General features: G+C 65.7%; 14 protein-coding genes. 7 read left to right on the top strand and 7 right to left on the bottom strand.

Translation table 11 applies throughout. The annotated features are described in order from the left end of the window. Positions 1–96: 96 nt before the first annotated feature. The gene (locus TVB01_RS07830) at positions 97–1,695 is read right to left on the bottom strand and encodes an ABC-F family ATP-binding cassette domain-containing protein (RefSeq protein WP_422455340.1); all 1,599 of its coding nucleotides are present in this window, start codon (positions 1,693–1,695) and stop codon (positions 97–99) included. A gap of 386 nt (positions 1,696–2,081) precedes the next feature. On the opposite strand from TVB01_RS07830, the gene TVB01_RS07825 reads away from it, so the two are divergent. From TVB01_RS07825 to TVB01_RS07815, 3 genes are read left to right on the top strand one after another with little or no spacing between them, the layout of a single operon-like run. Continuing rightward, positions 2,082–2,642 carry a biotin transporter BioY gene (locus tag TVB01_RS07825; protein ID WP_422455339.1) on the top strand — a complete coding sequence of 187 codons (561 nt, stop codon included), beginning with the start codon at positions 2,082–2,084 and terminating at the stop codon, positions 2,640–2,642. Continuing rightward, a complete protein-coding gene (locus TVB01_RS07820; RefSeq protein WP_422455345.1) occupies positions 2,639–3,394 on the top strand; it encodes an energy-coupling factor ABC transporter ATP-binding protein in 756 nt (251 codons plus the stop codon). The genes TVB01_RS07825 and TVB01_RS07820 overlap by 4 nt, the downstream gene beginning before the upstream one ends. After that, on the top strand, positions 3,391–4,020 hold the full coding sequence (locus TVB01_RS07815) for an energy-coupling factor transporter transmembrane component T (protein ID WP_422455338.1): 630 nt from the start codon (positions 3,391–3,393) through the stop codon (positions 4,018–4,020). The genes TVB01_RS07820 and TVB01_RS07815 overlap by 4 nt, the downstream gene beginning before the upstream one ends. A 45-nt stretch (positions 4,021–4,065) precedes the next feature. Here the strand turns inward: TVB01_RS07815 and TVB01_RS07810 are convergent, their stop codons facing one another. The 5 genes from TVB01_RS07810 to TVB01_RS07790 form a co-directional block, all read right to left on the bottom strand. Beyond that, a complete protein-coding gene (locus tag TVB01_RS07810) occupies positions 4,066–4,395 on the bottom strand; it encodes a metal-sulfur cluster assembly factor (protein ID WP_227896721.1) in 330 nt (109 codons plus the stop codon). A 36-nt stretch (positions 4,396–4,431) separates the two neighbouring features. Further along, the gene (sufC, locus tag TVB01_RS07805) at positions 4,432–5,202 is read right to left on the bottom strand and encodes a Fe-S cluster assembly ATPase SufC (protein WP_422455337.1); all 771 of its coding nucleotides are present in this window, start codon (positions 5,200–5,202) and stop codon (positions 4,432–4,434) included. 64 nt (positions 5,203–5,266) lie between these two features. Beyond that, on the bottom strand, positions 5,267–6,622 hold the full coding sequence (sufD, locus tag TVB01_RS07800; RefSeq protein WP_422455336.1) for a Fe-S cluster assembly protein SufD: 1,356 nt from the start codon (positions 6,620–6,622) through the stop codon (positions 5,267–5,269). Continuing rightward, positions 6,622–8,094, bottom strand: coding sequence for a Fe-S cluster assembly protein SufB (gene sufB / locus TVB01_RS07795; RefSeq protein WP_422455335.1), 1,473 nt, complete (start codon positions 8,092–8,094; stop codon positions 6,622–6,624). The genes sufD and sufB overlap by 1 nt, the downstream gene beginning before the upstream one ends. Beyond that, the gene (locus TVB01_RS07790; protein WP_422455334.1) at positions 8,094–8,840 is read right to left on the bottom strand and encodes a helix-turn-helix transcriptional regulator; all 747 of its coding nucleotides are present in this window, start codon (positions 8,838–8,840) and stop codon (positions 8,094–8,096) included. The genes sufB and TVB01_RS07790 overlap by 1 nt, the downstream gene beginning before the upstream one ends. A gap of 154 nt (positions 8,841–8,994) precedes the next feature. On the opposite strand from TVB01_RS07790, the gene TVB01_RS07785 reads away from it, so the two are divergent. Genes TVB01_RS07785 through TVB01_RS07775 form a run of 3 tightly spaced genes read left to right on the top strand, consistent with a single transcriptional unit; the run spans position 8,995 to position 11,671 of the window. Beyond that, a complete protein-coding gene (locus TVB01_RS07785) occupies positions 8,995–9,948 on the top strand; it encodes an ABC transporter ATP-binding protein (RefSeq protein ID WP_422455333.1) in 954 nt (317 codons plus the stop codon). Beyond that, entirely contained in the window at positions 9,945–10,688 is a 744-nt protein-coding gene (locus TVB01_RS07780) for an ABC transporter permease (RefSeq protein ID WP_422455332.1), read from the top strand. The genes TVB01_RS07785 and TVB01_RS07780 overlap by 4 nt, the downstream gene beginning before the upstream one ends. Positions 10,689–10,693: 5 nt before the next feature. Beyond that, positions 10,694–11,671 carry a COX15/CtaA family protein gene (locus TVB01_RS07775; RefSeq protein WP_422455331.1) on the top strand — a complete coding sequence of 326 codons (978 nt, stop codon included), beginning with the start codon at positions 10,694–10,696 and terminating at the stop codon, positions 11,669–11,671. Between the two features lie 345 nt (positions 11,672–12,016). Here the strand turns inward: TVB01_RS07775 and TVB01_RS07770 are convergent, their stop codons facing one another. Next, positions 12,017–12,913: a heme o synthase gene (locus TVB01_RS07770; protein ID WP_422455344.1), complete on the bottom strand. Its 897-nt coding sequence runs from the start codon at positions 12,911–12,913 to the stop codon at positions 12,017–12,019. 445 nt (positions 12,914–13,358) lie between these two features. Here TVB01_RS07770 and tkt point away from each other — a divergent pair, with 445 nt between their 5' ends. Further along, positions 13,359–15,548, top strand: a complete 2,190-nt coding sequence (tkt, locus tag TVB01_RS07765; RefSeq protein ID WP_422455343.1) for a transketolase — start codon at positions 13,359–13,361, stop codon at positions 15,546–15,548. Positions 15,549–15,568: the final 20 nt, after the last annotated feature.

The following is a 15,568-nucleotide window of genomic DNA, read 5'->3' as shown; positions in this document are numbered from 1 at the left end:
CCCCCGGGGGGGGGCCCCCCCCGGTAACCCGCCACGGGCCGGCGCCCCCCCGGGGGGCCCGCGGGCCCCCTTTCGCTTAGCGCAGGGTCCGGCGGACTAGGCCAGGGTGACGAGCTCCAAGTAGCCCTCGTTCCAGTGGTCCTCGTCGCCGTCCGGCAGCAGCACCACGCGTTCGGGATTCAGCGCTGCGACCGCACCCTCGTCGTGGCTGACCATGACGACGGCACCGGAGTAGGTACTCAGGGCGCCCAGGATTTCGGCGCGGGAGGCCGGGTCAAGGTTGTTGGTCGGTTCGTCCAGGAGCAGGACGTTCGCTGACGAGGCAACGATCGTGGCCAGCGCCAGGCGGGTCTTTTCACCGCCGGAGAGGACTCCGGCAGGCTTGTCCACGTCATCGCCGCTGAACATGAAGGAGCCGAGCACGCTGCGGACCTCGGCGTCGTCCATGTCCGGTGCTGCGGAGCGCATGTTCTCCAGGACGGTGCGTTCGGTGTCCAGGGTCTCGTGCTCCTGGGCGTAGTAGCCGACCTTCAGTCCGTGGCCGGGAATGATGCGGCCGGTGTCCGGGGTATCCACGCCGGCGAGCATCCGCAGCAGAGTGGTCTTGCCGGCACCGTTCAGCCCCAGGATGACCACCTTTGAACCGCGGTCGATTGCGAGGTCGACGTCGGTGAAGATTTCCAGCGAGCCGTAGCTCTTGCTGAGCCCTTCGGCCATCATCGGAGTCTTGCCGCAGGGTGCGGGATCCGGGAACCGGAGGGCAGCCACGCGGTCGGAAGCGCGGACGGCGTCGAGCCCTCCCATAAGCCGGTCGACACGCTTGAGCATGCTCTGAGCGGCGGAGGCGCCCGATGCGCGGGCCTTCATCTTGTTGGCCTGGGCGAGCAGGACGCTGGCCTTCTTCTCGGTGTTGGCGCGTTCCCGCTTGCGGGCGCGCTCATCGGTCTCGCGCTGGACCTTGTAGCGCTTCCAGTCCATGTTGTAGATGTCGATGGTGGCGCGGTTGGCGTCGAGGCTGAAGACCTTGTTGACGGTGGCTTCAAGCAGTCCGGTGTCGTGGCTGATGACGATCAGGCCGCCGGTGTGGTTCTTGAGGAATTCGCGCAGCCAGGCGATCGAGTCGGCGTCGAGGTGGTTGGTGGGTTCGTCCAGGAGCATCGTCTCGGCGTCGGAATACAGGATGCGGGCCAGTTCGACGCGGCGCCGCTGGCCGCCGGACAGCGTCTTCAGCGGCTGGTTCAACAAGCGGTCCGGGAGCGCGAGATTCGCGCAGATCGTTGCCGCTTCGGACTCGGCCGCGTAGCCGCCGGCGGAGAGAAACTCAGCCTCCAGCCGGTCATAGCGGTTCATTGCCTTCTGGGAAACCTTGGGATCGTCACTGGCCATCTCGTCCTGGCACTTCTTCAGCGCGGTCATGACCTTGTCCAGGCCGCGGGCGGAGAGGATGCGGTCCCGGCCCAGCTGCTCCATGTCGGGGGTCCTGGGGTCCTGCGGCAGGTAGCCGATGTCCCCGGTGCGCTTGATGTGGCCGGCAGCAGGCAGGGTCTCACCCGCAAGGACCTTGGTCAGCGTCGTCTTGCCGGCGCCGTTGCGGCCCACCAGCCCAATCTTGTCTCCCTTGTCCACACGGAATGAGACCGCTTCCATGAGCAGGCGTGCACCGGCACGAAGCTCGAGTTCAGATACGGCAATCACTAAGGGGGGACCTTTCGAAGGAAATGGATTGAAGCGCGTGGTACGCGGAGTCTGCGAAGGCAGCCTTCCAAGTCTACCGGTAAAGCCGGAGTTTGTAGGAACCCGACAACGGCGGGCACCCTGGTGCGGGGCTAGTCTCGGATCCACCGGGCCCAATCTCCCAGGGCCATGAACCGAATCCTGCAGGAACCACGAAACGAGCCCGAATGCCTGCTGTGCCCGAACCTGCACTGCCCGAACCTGCTGTGCCCGAAACTGCTGTGTCCGCGACAGCTTCGCCCGACCCGGACACCTCCCTCGGGGTCTCCTCCCATCGAGATGGCAGAAACGGCTCGAATGAGGCCTCTTACGGGCAGTTTCTGCCATCTCGGAGGGGGTGGGGTGCTGTGGATCTCTCCTATATCGCGGTGTTCGCGGCCCTGATCGCGGCGTTCTCGCTCATTCCCGGGATTCCCCTTGCCGCTGGCGTGCCGGTCACCCTGCAGACGCTGGCAGTCATCCTCACGGGCATGGTGCTCGGACCGGCCCGCGGGGGTGCTGCGGCAGGCCTTTATGTGCTCGCCGGACTGGCGGGCCTTCCTGTCTTCAGCGGGTTCAGTTCCGGCATCGGAGTCCTGGCCGGACCATCGGCCGGTTTCCTGCTGGCTTTCCCCCTGGCGGCACTGGTCGCAGGCCTGCTGGTGCGCGTGCTGCTGGCCCGGATCCGGCGGGCGCGCTTTGCGGTGCTCTTCGCGGTGGGACTGGGAACGAGTTTGTTCATTCTCCATCCCCTGGGCATCGCCGGCGTGATGCTCAACGCCAAGCTCTCCTTCCCGGCCGCTTTGGCAGCAGACATGGCCTTCTGGCCCGGAGACGTGATCAAGAACCTGGCGGCTGCTGCGGCCGCCGTGAGTGTCTTCGCTGCGTTCCCGCGCCTGGTGCCCGGGACCAGGAACGCACACCGCTGATGGTGATCAGGTTCTCCGCTGCGTCGGTACAGGCCCCGGATGCAGGTTCCGGCGGCCGGACGATCCTGCGTCCGGTTTCAGTCGAATTGCCGGAGCGCAGGATTGCGGTCATCGGCGCCAACGGGTCAGGCAAGTCCACCCTCCTGCGGCTGATCAACGGGCTGCTGCTCCCCTCCACCGGGAGCGTCAGCGTCGACGGCGCAGATACGGTCCGCCAGGGCGCGCTGGTACGCCGCCGCGTGGGGTTTGTCTTCACGGATCCGCTCTCGCAGCTGGTCATGCCAACGGGACGGGACGACGTCGAACTTTCGCTCCGGCGCAGCGTCCGGAACGCGCGGGAGCGCCGCGGGGCGGCCGAGCAGGTCCTCCGGCGTTTCGGACTCCTGGCCTTGGCGGACCGCAGTATCTATGACCTCTCGGGCGGGGAACGCCAGCTGATGGCCCTGGCGGCGGTGCTGGCCACGGACCCGGCCGTCCTCGTGGCTGATGAGCCGAGCACCCTGCTGGATCTGCGGAACACGGCCCGGCTGCGCTCCATCCTGGCAGCACTCCCCCAACAGGTCATCTACACCACGCATGACCTTGAGTTTGCCGCCGATGCCGAGCGGGTCCTGGTGGTTGAGAACGGCGGCATCGCCTTCGACGGACCGGCCGAGGAAGCCATCGCCGCCTACCGGCTGGCGGCGGCCCGGGATCCTGGGCCCATTAACCCTACTGTGCCCGCCGAGCCCGCTGACAGGATGCGCCCGTGAGGAACAGCGGGCATCTCGGCGTCTACCGGCCCGGGAACAGTGTGGTCCACAAGGCACCGTTGGCAGTGAAGGCTGCTGCCGTTGCCGCGGCTTCGATTACCACGCTGGTGCTGGCGCACCCGCTGGCCACCGCAGCGGCGGCCCTGCTGACGGCTGCGGCATACGCGGCCGCGCGCCTGCCGGGTGAACTGGCGCGCCCGCTGAAGCTGATGTGGCCGGTGCTGCTGCTGATCGGCGGATTCCAGTGGTGGTCTGCGGGTCCGTCGGCTGCCGTGACCGTGGCAGGCAACATCGCCGTCTGCGTGGCGGCAGCACGCCTCCTGCTCCTCACAGTGCCCGTACAGCAGCTGCTCGACGGCGCTGTTGCCTTGGCGCGTCCCCTCCGGGTTCTTGGAGCTGACCCGGAACGGTTTGGCCTGGCCCTGGCGCTGATGCTCCGCAGCATTCCGTACCTGCTGGGCTCGGCCGCCGATGTGCGGGACTCCGCGAAGGCCCGGGGCCTGGAACGCAACCCCCGGGCCCTGGCGGTGCCTGTCGTGATCCGCGCCGTCGCCTACGCCCAGCAGACCGGAGATGCCCTCGCCGCCCGCGGCATTGGCGAGCCCGGGCCGGAGCGGGAACGCTAAGGGCGGGCACCGTTTCCGGTGCCCGCCCTTAGTGCAGGTCAGTGCCTAGATGTTGAAGCCGAGGGCCCGCATCTGGTCACGTCCGTCGTCCGTGATCTTTTCCGGACCCCACGGCGGCATCCAGACCCAGTTCAGCCGGAACTCGTCCACGACACCCTCAAGCGCCTTGGCGGTCTGCTCTTCGAGGACGTCGGTCAGCGGGCAGGCCGCAGTCGTGAGCGTCATGTCGATGAGAAGGGCGCCGTCTTCGGCGTACTTGAGTCCGTACAGCAGGCCCAGGTCAACGATGTTCACACCCAGTTCGGGATCGATAACGTCTTTCAGGGCCTCTTCGACATCCTCAAGGGATGTCTGGGCCAGATTCGCGTCAGTCATAGTGTGCTCCTTCTCCTTCCGGCGTTGCGCTCAGGCTCAGGCGCTCACTGCGCCGGTCTTGGCGAACCGGTCGTAGCCTTCTTCTTCAAGGCGGTCGGCGAGTTCGGGGCCGCCCTGCTCTGCGATGCGTCCGTCAACGAAGACGTGGACGTGGTCCGGCTTGATGTAGCGCAGGATCCGCGTGTAGTGCGTAATCAGCAGCGTACCCATGTTTCCTTCGGCATGCTCCCGGTTGACGCCTTCGGAAACAACCTTGAGCGCATCCACGTCCAGGCCGGAGTCGGTCTCGTCGAGGATCGCGAACTTCGGGTGGAAGAGCTCGAGCTGGAGAATCTCCACACGCTTCTTCTCGCCGCCGGAGAAGCCTTCGTTGACGTTGCGCTGGGCGAAGTCGGCGTCAATGCGCAGCTGGGACATGGCGTTCTTGACGTCCTTGGTCCAGTGCCGCAAGGACGGTGCTTCGCCGTCGATCGCGGTCTTGGCCGTGCGGAGGAAGTTGGTCATGGTGACACCCGGAACCTCGACCGGGTACTGCATGGCCAGGAAGAGGCCCGCACGGGCGCGCTCGTCAACGCTCATCGCCAGGACGTCTTCGCCGTCCAGGGTGATGGAACCGCTGTCGACGATGTAGCGCGGGTGGCCGGCGATGGTGGAAGCCAGCGTGGACTTGCCGGAGCCGTTGGGGCCCATGATGGCGTGGGTCTCACCGGTATTGATGGTCAGGCTGACGCCCTTCAGGATCTGCTTCTTGACACCCTGTTCGGTCTCAATGCTGACGTGAAGGTCCTTGATTTCAAGAGTGGACATGCGTAGTTTCGCTTTCTCTTTGCACGCGTGCGGTGCGGTCTGCAGGTTTGGGAGGAAGGAGGGCTTAGGCCTCGACGACGGCGAGCTCTCGCTCGACGGCGGCGGTCAGGCGCTCTTCCAGTTCCGGAACCTTGATCTGCTGGATGATTTCATTCAGGAAGCCGCGCACCACAAGGCGGCGTGCAACGTCCTCGGGGATGCCGCGGGCCATCAGGTAGAACAGGTGCTCGTCATCGAACCGGCCAGTGGCGCTGGCATGGCCTGCGCCTTCGATGAGGCCGGTCTCGATTTCAAGGTTGGGCACGGAGTCGGCGCGGCCGCCGTCGGTGAGCAGCAGGTTCCGGTTCACCTCGTAGGTGTCGGTTCCTTCGGCTTCCTTGCGGATCAGCACGTCGCCAACCCAGACGGTGTGTGCGTCCTTGCCCTGCAGTGCGCCCTTGTACATGACCCGGGACTTGCAGTTCGGAACTGCGTGGTCCACGAAGAGCCGCTGTTCCAGGTGCTGGCCGGCGTCCGCGTAGTACAGGCCGAACATTTCAACGTCACCGCCGGTGGCGGTGAACTTGGAGGACGGTGTGACGCGCACCAGGTCGCCTCCAAGGCTGACGACGACGTGCTTGAAACGTGCGTCGCGGCCAATGCGGGCGTACTGCGCAGAAGCGTGGACGGCGTCGTCGTCCCAGTCCTGGACCGAGATGACCGTCAGTTCCGCGCCGTCGCCGACGAGGATTTCCACGTTCTGGGACAGCGTGGCCGAACCCTTGTGGTCCAGGACGACGACGGCCTTGGAGAAGGCACCGGCCTCGATCAGGATGTGCTGCGCCGCGGGATCCGTGCCGGCGCCCGTGATGGACAGCGTCACGGTGCCCTCAGCCTGGGTGTCCTTGGGAATGCTGACCAGGGTGGCTTCGGTGAAGGCTTCCCAGGCCGCAGCTGCAACCAGGTCCTCGGGGATGCCTGCGGTTCCGATCCGGGAATCATCGCGGCCGATTCCGGCTACCGTGACGCCTTCAGGGGCGACGACGGCGACCTCGGGTGCGGTGCCGGTCAGTTCTTCGGTGTGCAGGCCGCGCAGGCGCTTGAGCGGCGTGAACCGCCAGTCCTCTTCACGGCCGGTGAGCTTGCCGAAGTCCGCCCGGTTGAAGGACGTCAGGCGTCCCGCGCGGGAGCTGTCGGGAATGCCTGCACCGGCGCCGTGGCTGTGGGACTTGCTGCTGTCGCCGCCCAGGACCGGAGAAGACTCGTTCAGCGGGGAAAGGTTTTCGCCTTCCTCGGTGAAGCCGTCAATGCGGACACGGCGGTCTCCGGAAGGAGCTCCGATGCGTGCCTTGACGCCTTCCACTGCGCTGCTGACCTTTTCAGCCACGGTCTCGACTACGTTTTCAGCCGCGTTTACCACGGTGTCATTAAGCTTCGACATTAACCGACGGCTCCTTCCATCTGGAGTTCAATGAGGCGGTTGAGTTCAAGGGCGTATTCCATCGGCAGTTCGCGCGCGATCGGCTCGATGAAGCCGCGCACGATCATGGCCATGGCCTCGTCCTCGGGAAGGCCGCGGGACATGAGGTAGAACAGCTGTTCCTCGCTGACGCGCGAAACCGTGGCTTCATGGCCCATGGTGACGTCGTCTTCGCGGATGTCCACGTACGGATACGTGTCCGAGCGGGAAATCGTGTCCACCAGCAGCGCGTCGCAGCGCACGGTGTTGGCGGAGTTCTTGGCGCCTTCACGGACCTGGACCAGGCCACGGTAGGCGGCACGGCCGCCGCCGCGGGCGACTGACTTGGAGATGATCGAGCTCTTGGTGTTCGGTGCGATGTGGACCATCTTCGAGCCCGTGTCCTGGTGCTGTCCTTCGCCGGCGAAGGCGATGGACAGGGTCTCACCCTTGGCGTGCTCGCCAACCAGGTAGACAGCCGGGTACTTCATGGTCACCTTGGAACCGATGTTGCCGTCGATCCACTCCATGGTGGCGCCTTCGTGGGCGATGGCGCGCTTGGTCACCAGGTTGTACACGTTGTTGGACCAGTTCTGGATGGTCGTGTAGCGGACGCGGGCGCCCTTCTTCACGATGATTTCCACAACGGCGGAGTGCAGCGAGTCCGAGGTGTAGATCGGCGCGGTGCAGCCTTCGATGTAGTGGACGTAGGAGTCCTCATCGGCGATGATCAGCGTGCGCTCGAACTGGCCCATGTTTTCCGTGTTGATGCGGAAGTAGGCCTGCAGCGGGATCTCGACGTGGACGCCCTTGGGGACGTACACGAAGGAGCCGCCGGACCATACGGCAGTGTTCAGCGAACCGAACTTGTTGTCGCCCACGGGGATGACGGTGCCGAAGTACTCCTGGAAGATCTCCGGGTGTTCCTTCAGTGCGGTGTCGGTGTCCAGGAAGATGACGCCCTGGCGTTCCAGGTCCTCACGGAGCTGGTGGTAGACAACCTCGGACTCGTACTGGGCAGCGACGCCGGAAACCAGGCGGCCGCGCTCAGCTTCGGGAATGCCGAGCTTCTCATACGTGTTGCGGATGTCCTCGGGCAGGTCTTCCCACGTGTTGGCCTGCTTCTCGGTGGAGCGCACGAAGTACTTGATGTTGTCGAAGTCGATGCCGGAGAGGTCTGCACCCCAGGTGGGCATGGGCTTGCGGTCAAAGTACTTCAGGCCCTTCAAGCGCAGGTCCAGCATCCATTCCGGTTCGTTCTTCTTCGCCGAAATGTCACGGACTACCTCTTCAGAGAGGCCGCGGCGGGCGTTGGACCCGGCGACATCTGAGTCGGCCCAGCCGTACTCGTAGGTACCAATGCCCTCGAGTTCGGGGTTCTTTTCCAGAATGTCTGAAATCACGGAGTCGGGCACCTGCGGTGCCTCGGCCTTCCGGGTTACTTGATCCGTCATCACGGCCTTTCTTGCTGATGAGTGGATGTGGACTGGGTTGTTGCGGATCCCACCGGCTGGTGGGGCGCAGTCGAGGAACGGCCCACGGGTATGTGGGTCGTACAAACGTGCCCGCCGCGGGACAGTGTGGAGAGCCTGCGCACATCCACTCCCAGCAGCCGCGAGAAAACTTCGGTCTCCTTGTCACAGAAGACGGGATAGGCGCTGGCCAGCGCCTGGATGGGGCAGTGCCCCTGGCACAGCTGGATGCTCAGCAGCGTGCTGGGCGTCCGGCTGGTGCCGATCATGGTCGTCGAACCCACAAAGCCGTCCTTCGTGAGTTCAGAGGCCAGGGCCTGCGCCCTGTCCTCGACGGCCTCGCCGGCGGCCTCAATAACCGGGCGGTACCTTTCCTCCATCTTCGCAAAGCGAGCGGCGGCAAAGGCCTCAATGGCTTCCGGCCCGGCAGCCTGGCCCAGCGCGCGGAGGGCCTCAGTGGCAATGGTGAGGTAGTCATTGCCGAGGTAGGACTGTCCCTGCTGGGAAACGACGTAGCGCCGCGCGGGACGCCCGGCACCGGCGCCGGGAGCGGAGACGCGTTTGACTTCGATCAGTCCCTGCCGCTCCAGTGCATCGAGGTGCCGCCGGACTGCTGCGGGTGTGAAACCCAGCCGCTCGCCGAGCTCGGCAGCGCTGACGGGGCCATGTTCAAGCACCGCGCCCAGGACGCGGTCCCGGGTGCGCTCTTCCGACTCTTTGGCTGGCACCGGCGGTTCCGGCGTCGCTGAACTCTTCACAGAATACACAACACAATCATGACCTAATCCATTCCTCAGGGCTACTAAGGCGAGGCTTCCCCGCGGGAGGCCCGCCCGGGAGCAAAGGGCGGGGAGGAACTACTACCTAACGTAGAATATGGGCGTGCCTAACGACGACCCCTGCCTGACTATCACCGGCCTGATCCGGGACTGCGGTCCCGTTCCCGGTCTCGACGGCAAAATGATCCGCGTCCTTGCCGGCGTGGACTTCACCGCACGGCGGGGACAGGTCACGGCCCTACTGGGAGCGAACGGTGCCGGAAAGACGACGACCCTTGAATGTGCCCAGGGCCTGCAGCCCATCGACGGCGGTGAGGTCAGGCTGCTGGGCCAGGCCCCCTACGGGGCCGGAGCGGACCTTCGTGCGCGGGCCGGAGTGATGCTCCAGGACGGCGGCCTTCCGCCGTCGGCCCGGCCGGTGGCCCTGCTGCGCCATATCGCCAGCATGTATGCCGATCCCCGCGATGTCGACTCGCTGGTGGACCGCCTGGGTATCGGGAGTTTCGCAAAGACCGGTATCCGCCGGCTTTCAGGCGGGCAGCGCCAGCGCGTGGCCCTTGCCGCAGCACTGGTGGGAAACCCAGAAGTCCTTTTCCTCGACGAACCGAGTGCCGGGCTTGACCCGCAGTCACGTCAGATCGTCTTTGAGCTCATCCAGGAACTGCGGGACGAGGGCCTGGGGATCATCCTGACGACCCATCTGCTGGACGACGCCCAGAAGCTCGCCGACTACGTCTACATCATCGATGCCGGACGCACGGTCGCCCAGGGCACCGTTGCCGAACTGACCGCCCGAACTGCCGACCATGCGGCCGGCCGGGAAATGACCTTCGCCGCACCCGCCGGCCTCAACCTTTCAGTGCCGGCCCTGGATCATCTGGTCCTGACGGAGGAAGCCCCCGGAAGGTACGCACTGCGGGGGATCTTCGCGCCCGCCGACCTGGTCAACCTGGCCGCATGGTGGAATGACGCGGGGATCCTGCCGGACAGCATCCACATGGCTTCCCGCACGCTTGAGGACGTTTTCCTCGAACTTTCCGGAAGGGAAATCCGATGAGCGCACCAGCTTCCCTGCCGGTCCGGGTCCTCAACCAAGGCAAATATGAGGCCGAAACCATGCTGCGCAACGGCGAGCAGCTGATCCTCGCCGTCGTGCTCCCCTTGCTTGGCCTCATTGCACTCAGCGTCACGCCCCTTCTGGATGCGTACGGACCGTCCCGGGTTAACACCGCTGTTCCCGGGGTACTCGCGCTGTGCGCCATGTCGACGGCGTTCACCGGCCAGGGCATCGCCACCGGGTTCGACCGCCGCTATGGAGTCCTGAGGTATCTCTCCACCACTCCCCTGGGCCGTGCCGGCCTGATCGCAGGCAAGATCATTGCGGTCCTGTCGGTGCTCGCCATCCAGGCCGTGCTGGTCACCGTCGTCGCCCTGTTCATGGGCTGGCAGCCCTCGCTGCCGGGGATCCCGCTGGCACTCGCCCTGCTGGTCCTGGGAGCCGTGGCCTTCACCTCCCTGGGACTGCTGGTGGCCGGAACCGTGCGGCCCGAGGCCACGCTGGCCATCACCAACCTGCTCTGGATCCTGCTCGCAGGAATCGGCGGCATCATCATTCCGGCTGCCAGCCTCCCTGCCGATCTGCAACCCTGGATCCAGGCACTGCCTTCAGCCGCCCTCGGGGATGTCCTGAGGTCGGCTCTTCTGGAAGCCCAGTTCAACCTTCCCGCCACGCTCATCCTGCTGGCGTGGACAATCCTGGGCGGTCTTGCCGCCGTCCGCTGGTTCAAATGGAGTTAGTACCCGTGCCGAACACCCCCGCCCCCACGTCCGCTGCGAGTGCTGCCGAACCGGCTGCCGGGCCCGCGACGAGCCGCCTGGTCCGTTCCCTGGCGGTCGCCACCCTGGTGGCCAACATCGGCATCGTCGTGACCGGCGGCGCCGTCCGGCTGACCGCTTCAGGGCTGGGCTGCCCTGAATGGCCTCTCTGCACTGCCGATTCGCTGGTCGCGACGCCGGAAATGGGCATCCACGGTGTGATCGAGTTCGGCAACCGGCTGCTGACGTTCGTGCTCACCGCCATTGCCTTTGGCATGCTGGCGTCTGTCTGGAAGGGCCGTTCTGCGCGCCCGGACCTGATGTGGCTCTCGGTCGCTGCTCTGGCCGGCATCCCGGCCCAGGCGTTTATCGGTGGAATTACGGTCTGGACCGGCCTGAACCCGTGGGTAGTGGGCCTGCACTTTATCGTGTCGATGATCATCATCGCCGTGGCGGTTGTCCTGGTGAACCGGGCATGGCTGAGTCCCGGCCAGCTCGCGGAGCGGCACGAGCCGCTGGCGGGACGGACCCTGCGTCCCGTGGTCTGGGCCATCGCAGTGCTGTCGGCCATTACCGTGGTCCTGGGCGTGATCGTCACCGGCGCCGGCCCGCATGCGGGAGACCACGGCGCAGCGCGCAACAACCTGGACCCGGACCTGATGACCCGGATCCACGTCGTCCCCGTCTACCTGCTGGTCTTCACGCTGATTGTCGCGCTGTACCTCGTCTACCGCCGCACGGTGGATGTCCGGCTCAGGCGCTCCCTGCTGCTGTTCACCGCCGTCGTGCTGGCCCAGGCAGTCATCGGCTACGCGCAGCACTTCCTGGCTCTGCCTATCGCCCTGGTGGCACTGCATATGCTGGGGGCGTCGCTGATGACGGCCGCTGCCGCACAGGTGTTCTACACCGGGTTCTCCCGTAAGGTTCCGGAACAGCGGGCCAAGACTGCCGTTCCAGTCCGCTAACCAGGCGGTTTCCGTGCACTGGTTAACCAGTGCCTGCGCGAAACCCGCACAGCAGAATCTTCACAAGGGCAGGACTGCACGTCAGTGCGGTCCGGCCCTTGTTGCGTGTGCTGTTGGAACGGAATGCACGACGGCGGATGCGCAGTCCGAGCGCACTGCTCGCTGCCAGAGGCTGGGCGCATCAACGCAGGCAATGACGGGGCAGGCAGACATAGATGGGCAGGCTGGAGAGCACGGCAGAGGCCGGGCCGCTGGAGAAAGCAGAACCGGCAGGGGCCGGACGGCTAGAGAGGCAGAACGGGCAGGGCGCCCGGCGGAACGGAGTGCCGTTGACCCCCTGAAGGCCTAGAAGAGCGGGCCGCCGACGAAGGGGTCGATAGCCAGGGCCAGGAAGAGGATGGTCAGGTAGCTGATCGAGCCGTGGAAGACCTTCATGGCCGACTTGTCCGTCACGTCCCCGCGCTGGGCAAGGGAGTGCAGGCGATGGGTTTCGGCCAGGAACCAGCCGCCGCCAAGGACGGCACCGGCGGTGTAGACCCAGCCGGCTCCGCCAACCGGAATCAGCAGCAGGGAGCAGACCACGGTGGCGTAGGCATAGAGCACAACCTGAACGGAGACAAGCTTGGCCCCCGCCACGGCGCCGAGCATCGGCACGGACGCGTTGCGGTAGTCCTCCCCGTACTTCATGGACAGGGGCCAGTAGTGCGGCGGCGTCCACAGGAAGATGACCATAAACAGGATGACGGCCGGCCATTCCACTGTGTTGGTCACGGCGGCCCAGGCAATCAGTACCGGCATGCAGCCGGCCGCTCCGCCCCAGACAATGTTCTGCGTGGTGCGGCGCTTGAGGATCAGCGTGTAGAAGACGACGTAGAGCAGGATCGCTCCCAGGCCGAGCAGGCCCGTGAGCGGGTTGGCGCCAAACCAGAGCAGGGCGATGGAGATGATGCCAAGCACCCAGCCGAAGACGAGTGCCTCACGGGGGCTGACCTCACCGGTCACGAGGGGCCGCTTCTCAGTGCGGCGCATGAGCCGGTCCATGTCCCGGTCGATGTAGCAGTTGAAGACTCCCGCGCTGGCTGCCGCCAGGGCGCCGCCAACCATCGTCGAGACCATCAGCCAGACGGGGGGAACGCCACCCTGCGCAAAGAACATGGTGGGAAGGGTCGTCACGAGCAGGAGTTCAATGACGCGCGGCTTCGTCAGCGCCACGTAGGCCCGTAGCTTACGTCCCACGCTCATTTTTCCGGCGTAGACCGGAACCTCGGCGGGGGCATGCTGCGTACTCACGAAACGATCACTTAGTCCTGTCTGGGCTGGAAAAGTCCGAGTTCATCATAACCTCTATCCCCTGTAGAAAACGAAGCACAAGTACCCTTCCGCCCGCGGTGCCCGGCAGTGCAGCAGAACGGTACCCCCCGTCACGGGTTTGCCCGACACGATACGCCCATTGGCACGGCCTTCGGGATAAGGTTGGAACGGACACCGCCTCCGCACTGAAAAGTGCTGTGCGCAGTGTGCAACCAGCGGGTCCGGCGAAACTTTACGAGCCGCCGGACCGGGCTGAACAGTGCAGCTGTCCGGCAACGATTCAGCGCAACATCCGGTTTGGAGCGGCAGACGCCGCTTCCGGTGCCAGGGGCACCGGTCATCCGCAGCAGAGAGGGGCCCGGTAAACGTGCCACATTTGGAAGAGCAGAACCTGACCTGGACCGAGACCGACAGCAAGGCAGTGGATACTATCCGCGTGCTGGCAGCTGACGCCGTCGAGAAGGTTGGCAACGGACACCCCGGGACCGCCATGAGCCTGGCTCCTGCCGCCTATCTGCTCTTCCAGAAACTGATGCGCCACGATCCGGCAGATCCCCATTGGCTGGGCCGTGACCGGTTTGTCCTCTCCCCCGGGCACACCTCGCTCACCCTCTACATCCAGCTGTTCCTTTCCGGGTACGGCCTGGAACTGGATGACCTCAAGTCGCTGCGCACCTGGGGATCGAAGACCCCGGGGCACCCCGAGTACCGCCACACCGACGGCGTCGAAATCACCACCGGCCCGCTGGGCCAGGGGCTGGCATCCGCAGTTGGCTTCGCCTATGCGCAGCGCCGCCTGCGGGGAATGTTCGACGCCGAGGCCCCGGCGGGCACCAGCCCGTTTGACCACACCATCTGGGTCATTGCCTCCGACGGCGACCTGCAGGAAGGCGTCACCTCCGAGGCTTCCTCCCTTGCCGGACACCAGGAACTCGGGAACCTCGTGGTGATCTACGACGAGAACCACATCTCCATCGAAGATGACACCGACATCGCCTTCACCGAGGACGTCCTGGCGCGCTACGCAGCCTACGGCTGGCACACCCAGCGGGTGGACTGGACTGCGGGCGGGGAGTACAAGGAAGACGTCGAGGGCCTTTACAACGCGCTGGTAGCCGCCAAGGCGGAAACCGGACGTCCATCCATCATTTCGCTGCGCACCATCATTGGCTGGCCGGCGCCGAACAAGCAGAACACCGGCAAGATCCACGGTTCCGCCCTCGGCAAGGACGAAGTCGCAGCCCTGAAGGAAACGCTGGGCTTCGACCCCGAGCAGACGTTTGAGGTTGCAGACGAGGTCCTGGAGCATTCCCGCGCGGCTGTTTCCCGCGGCGCGAAGGAACACGCTCTCTGGAACGATTCCTTCGCAGCCTGGCGCCAGGGCAATCCGGAGGGCGCCAAGCTCCTGGAACGCATCCAGGCCGGAACGCTGCCCGAGGGCTGGGAAGAGAGCCTGCCCGTCTTCGAAGCAGGCAAGGATGTGTCCACCCGTGCGGCTTCCGGCAAGGTGCTCAGCGCCATTGGCCCGGTCCTCCCCGAGCTGTGGGGCGGGTCGGCGGACCTCGCCGAATCGAACAACACGACGATCGAAGGTGCTCCGTCCTTCATTCCCGCGTCAAAGCAGACCGGTACCTGGTCCGGCGGCCCGTACGGACGCGTACTGCACTTCGGCATCCGTGAACATGCCGCAGCCGCGATCGTCAACGGCATCACCATGTCCAGCAACACGCGTGCCTTCTCCGGCACGTTCCTGATCTTCAGTGATTACCAGCGGCCCGCCATTCGGCTCGGCGCGCTCATGGGCGTTCCCTCCATCTATGTCTGGACGCATGACTCGATCGGCCTGGGTGAAGACGGTCCCACACACCAGCCCGTTGAGCAGCTGGCATCCCTCCGCGCCATCCCGGGACTCGACGTCGTCCGTCCCGCGGATGCCAATGAGGTCGCCGTTGCCTGGCGCACCATCCTGGAGAACACGGAAAACCCGGCCGGCATCGTCCTGACCCGCCAGAATGTCCCCACGTGGGAGCGGGGCACCGGCGCAGCCGACGCCGCGTCCTTCGGTTCAGCCAACGGCGCAGCGCGAGGCGGTTACGTCCTCGCGGAAGCGGTGCGGGACGGGGAAACCGTCACTCCCGACGTAGTGCTGATCGGCACCGGTTCGGAGGTTCAGCTGGCCGTGGCCGCCCGCGAGGCGCTGGCCGCAGAAGGCATCGCTGCGCGGGTTGTCTCCATGCCCAGCGTCGAGTGGTTCAACCGCCAGGACGCTGACTACCGCGAAGCCGTCCTTCCCCGCTCCGTGAAGGCGCGCGTCTCCGTTGAAGCGGGGATCGCCCAGGGCTGGCGCGAGTTTGTCGGCGACGACGGACGCATGGTTTCGCTGGAGCACTTCGGTGCCTCTGCCGACTATAAGACGCTGTTCAACGAGTTCGGCATCACCGCCGACGCTGTAGCCCAGGCTGCCAGGGATTCCCTCGCAGCGGTCCACGGACAGGACGCCGCACCTGCCGGCACCCCTGCCGCACCTTCGGGCGCCGCCTCCACCGAGACCGGCGACCAGAAGTAAACGGAAAAAGGAGTATCCCT

Origin of the sequence: Arthrobacter sp. 7Tela_A1 (assembly GCF_049311065.1) — a bacterium.
Taxonomy (GTDB): domain Bacteria; phylum Actinomycetota; class Actinomycetes; order Actinomycetales; family Micrococcaceae; genus Arthrobacter_B.
The sequence above is the reverse complement of the archived record's forward strand: the minus strand, read 5'-3'. Positions and strand labels throughout refer to the sequence as shown.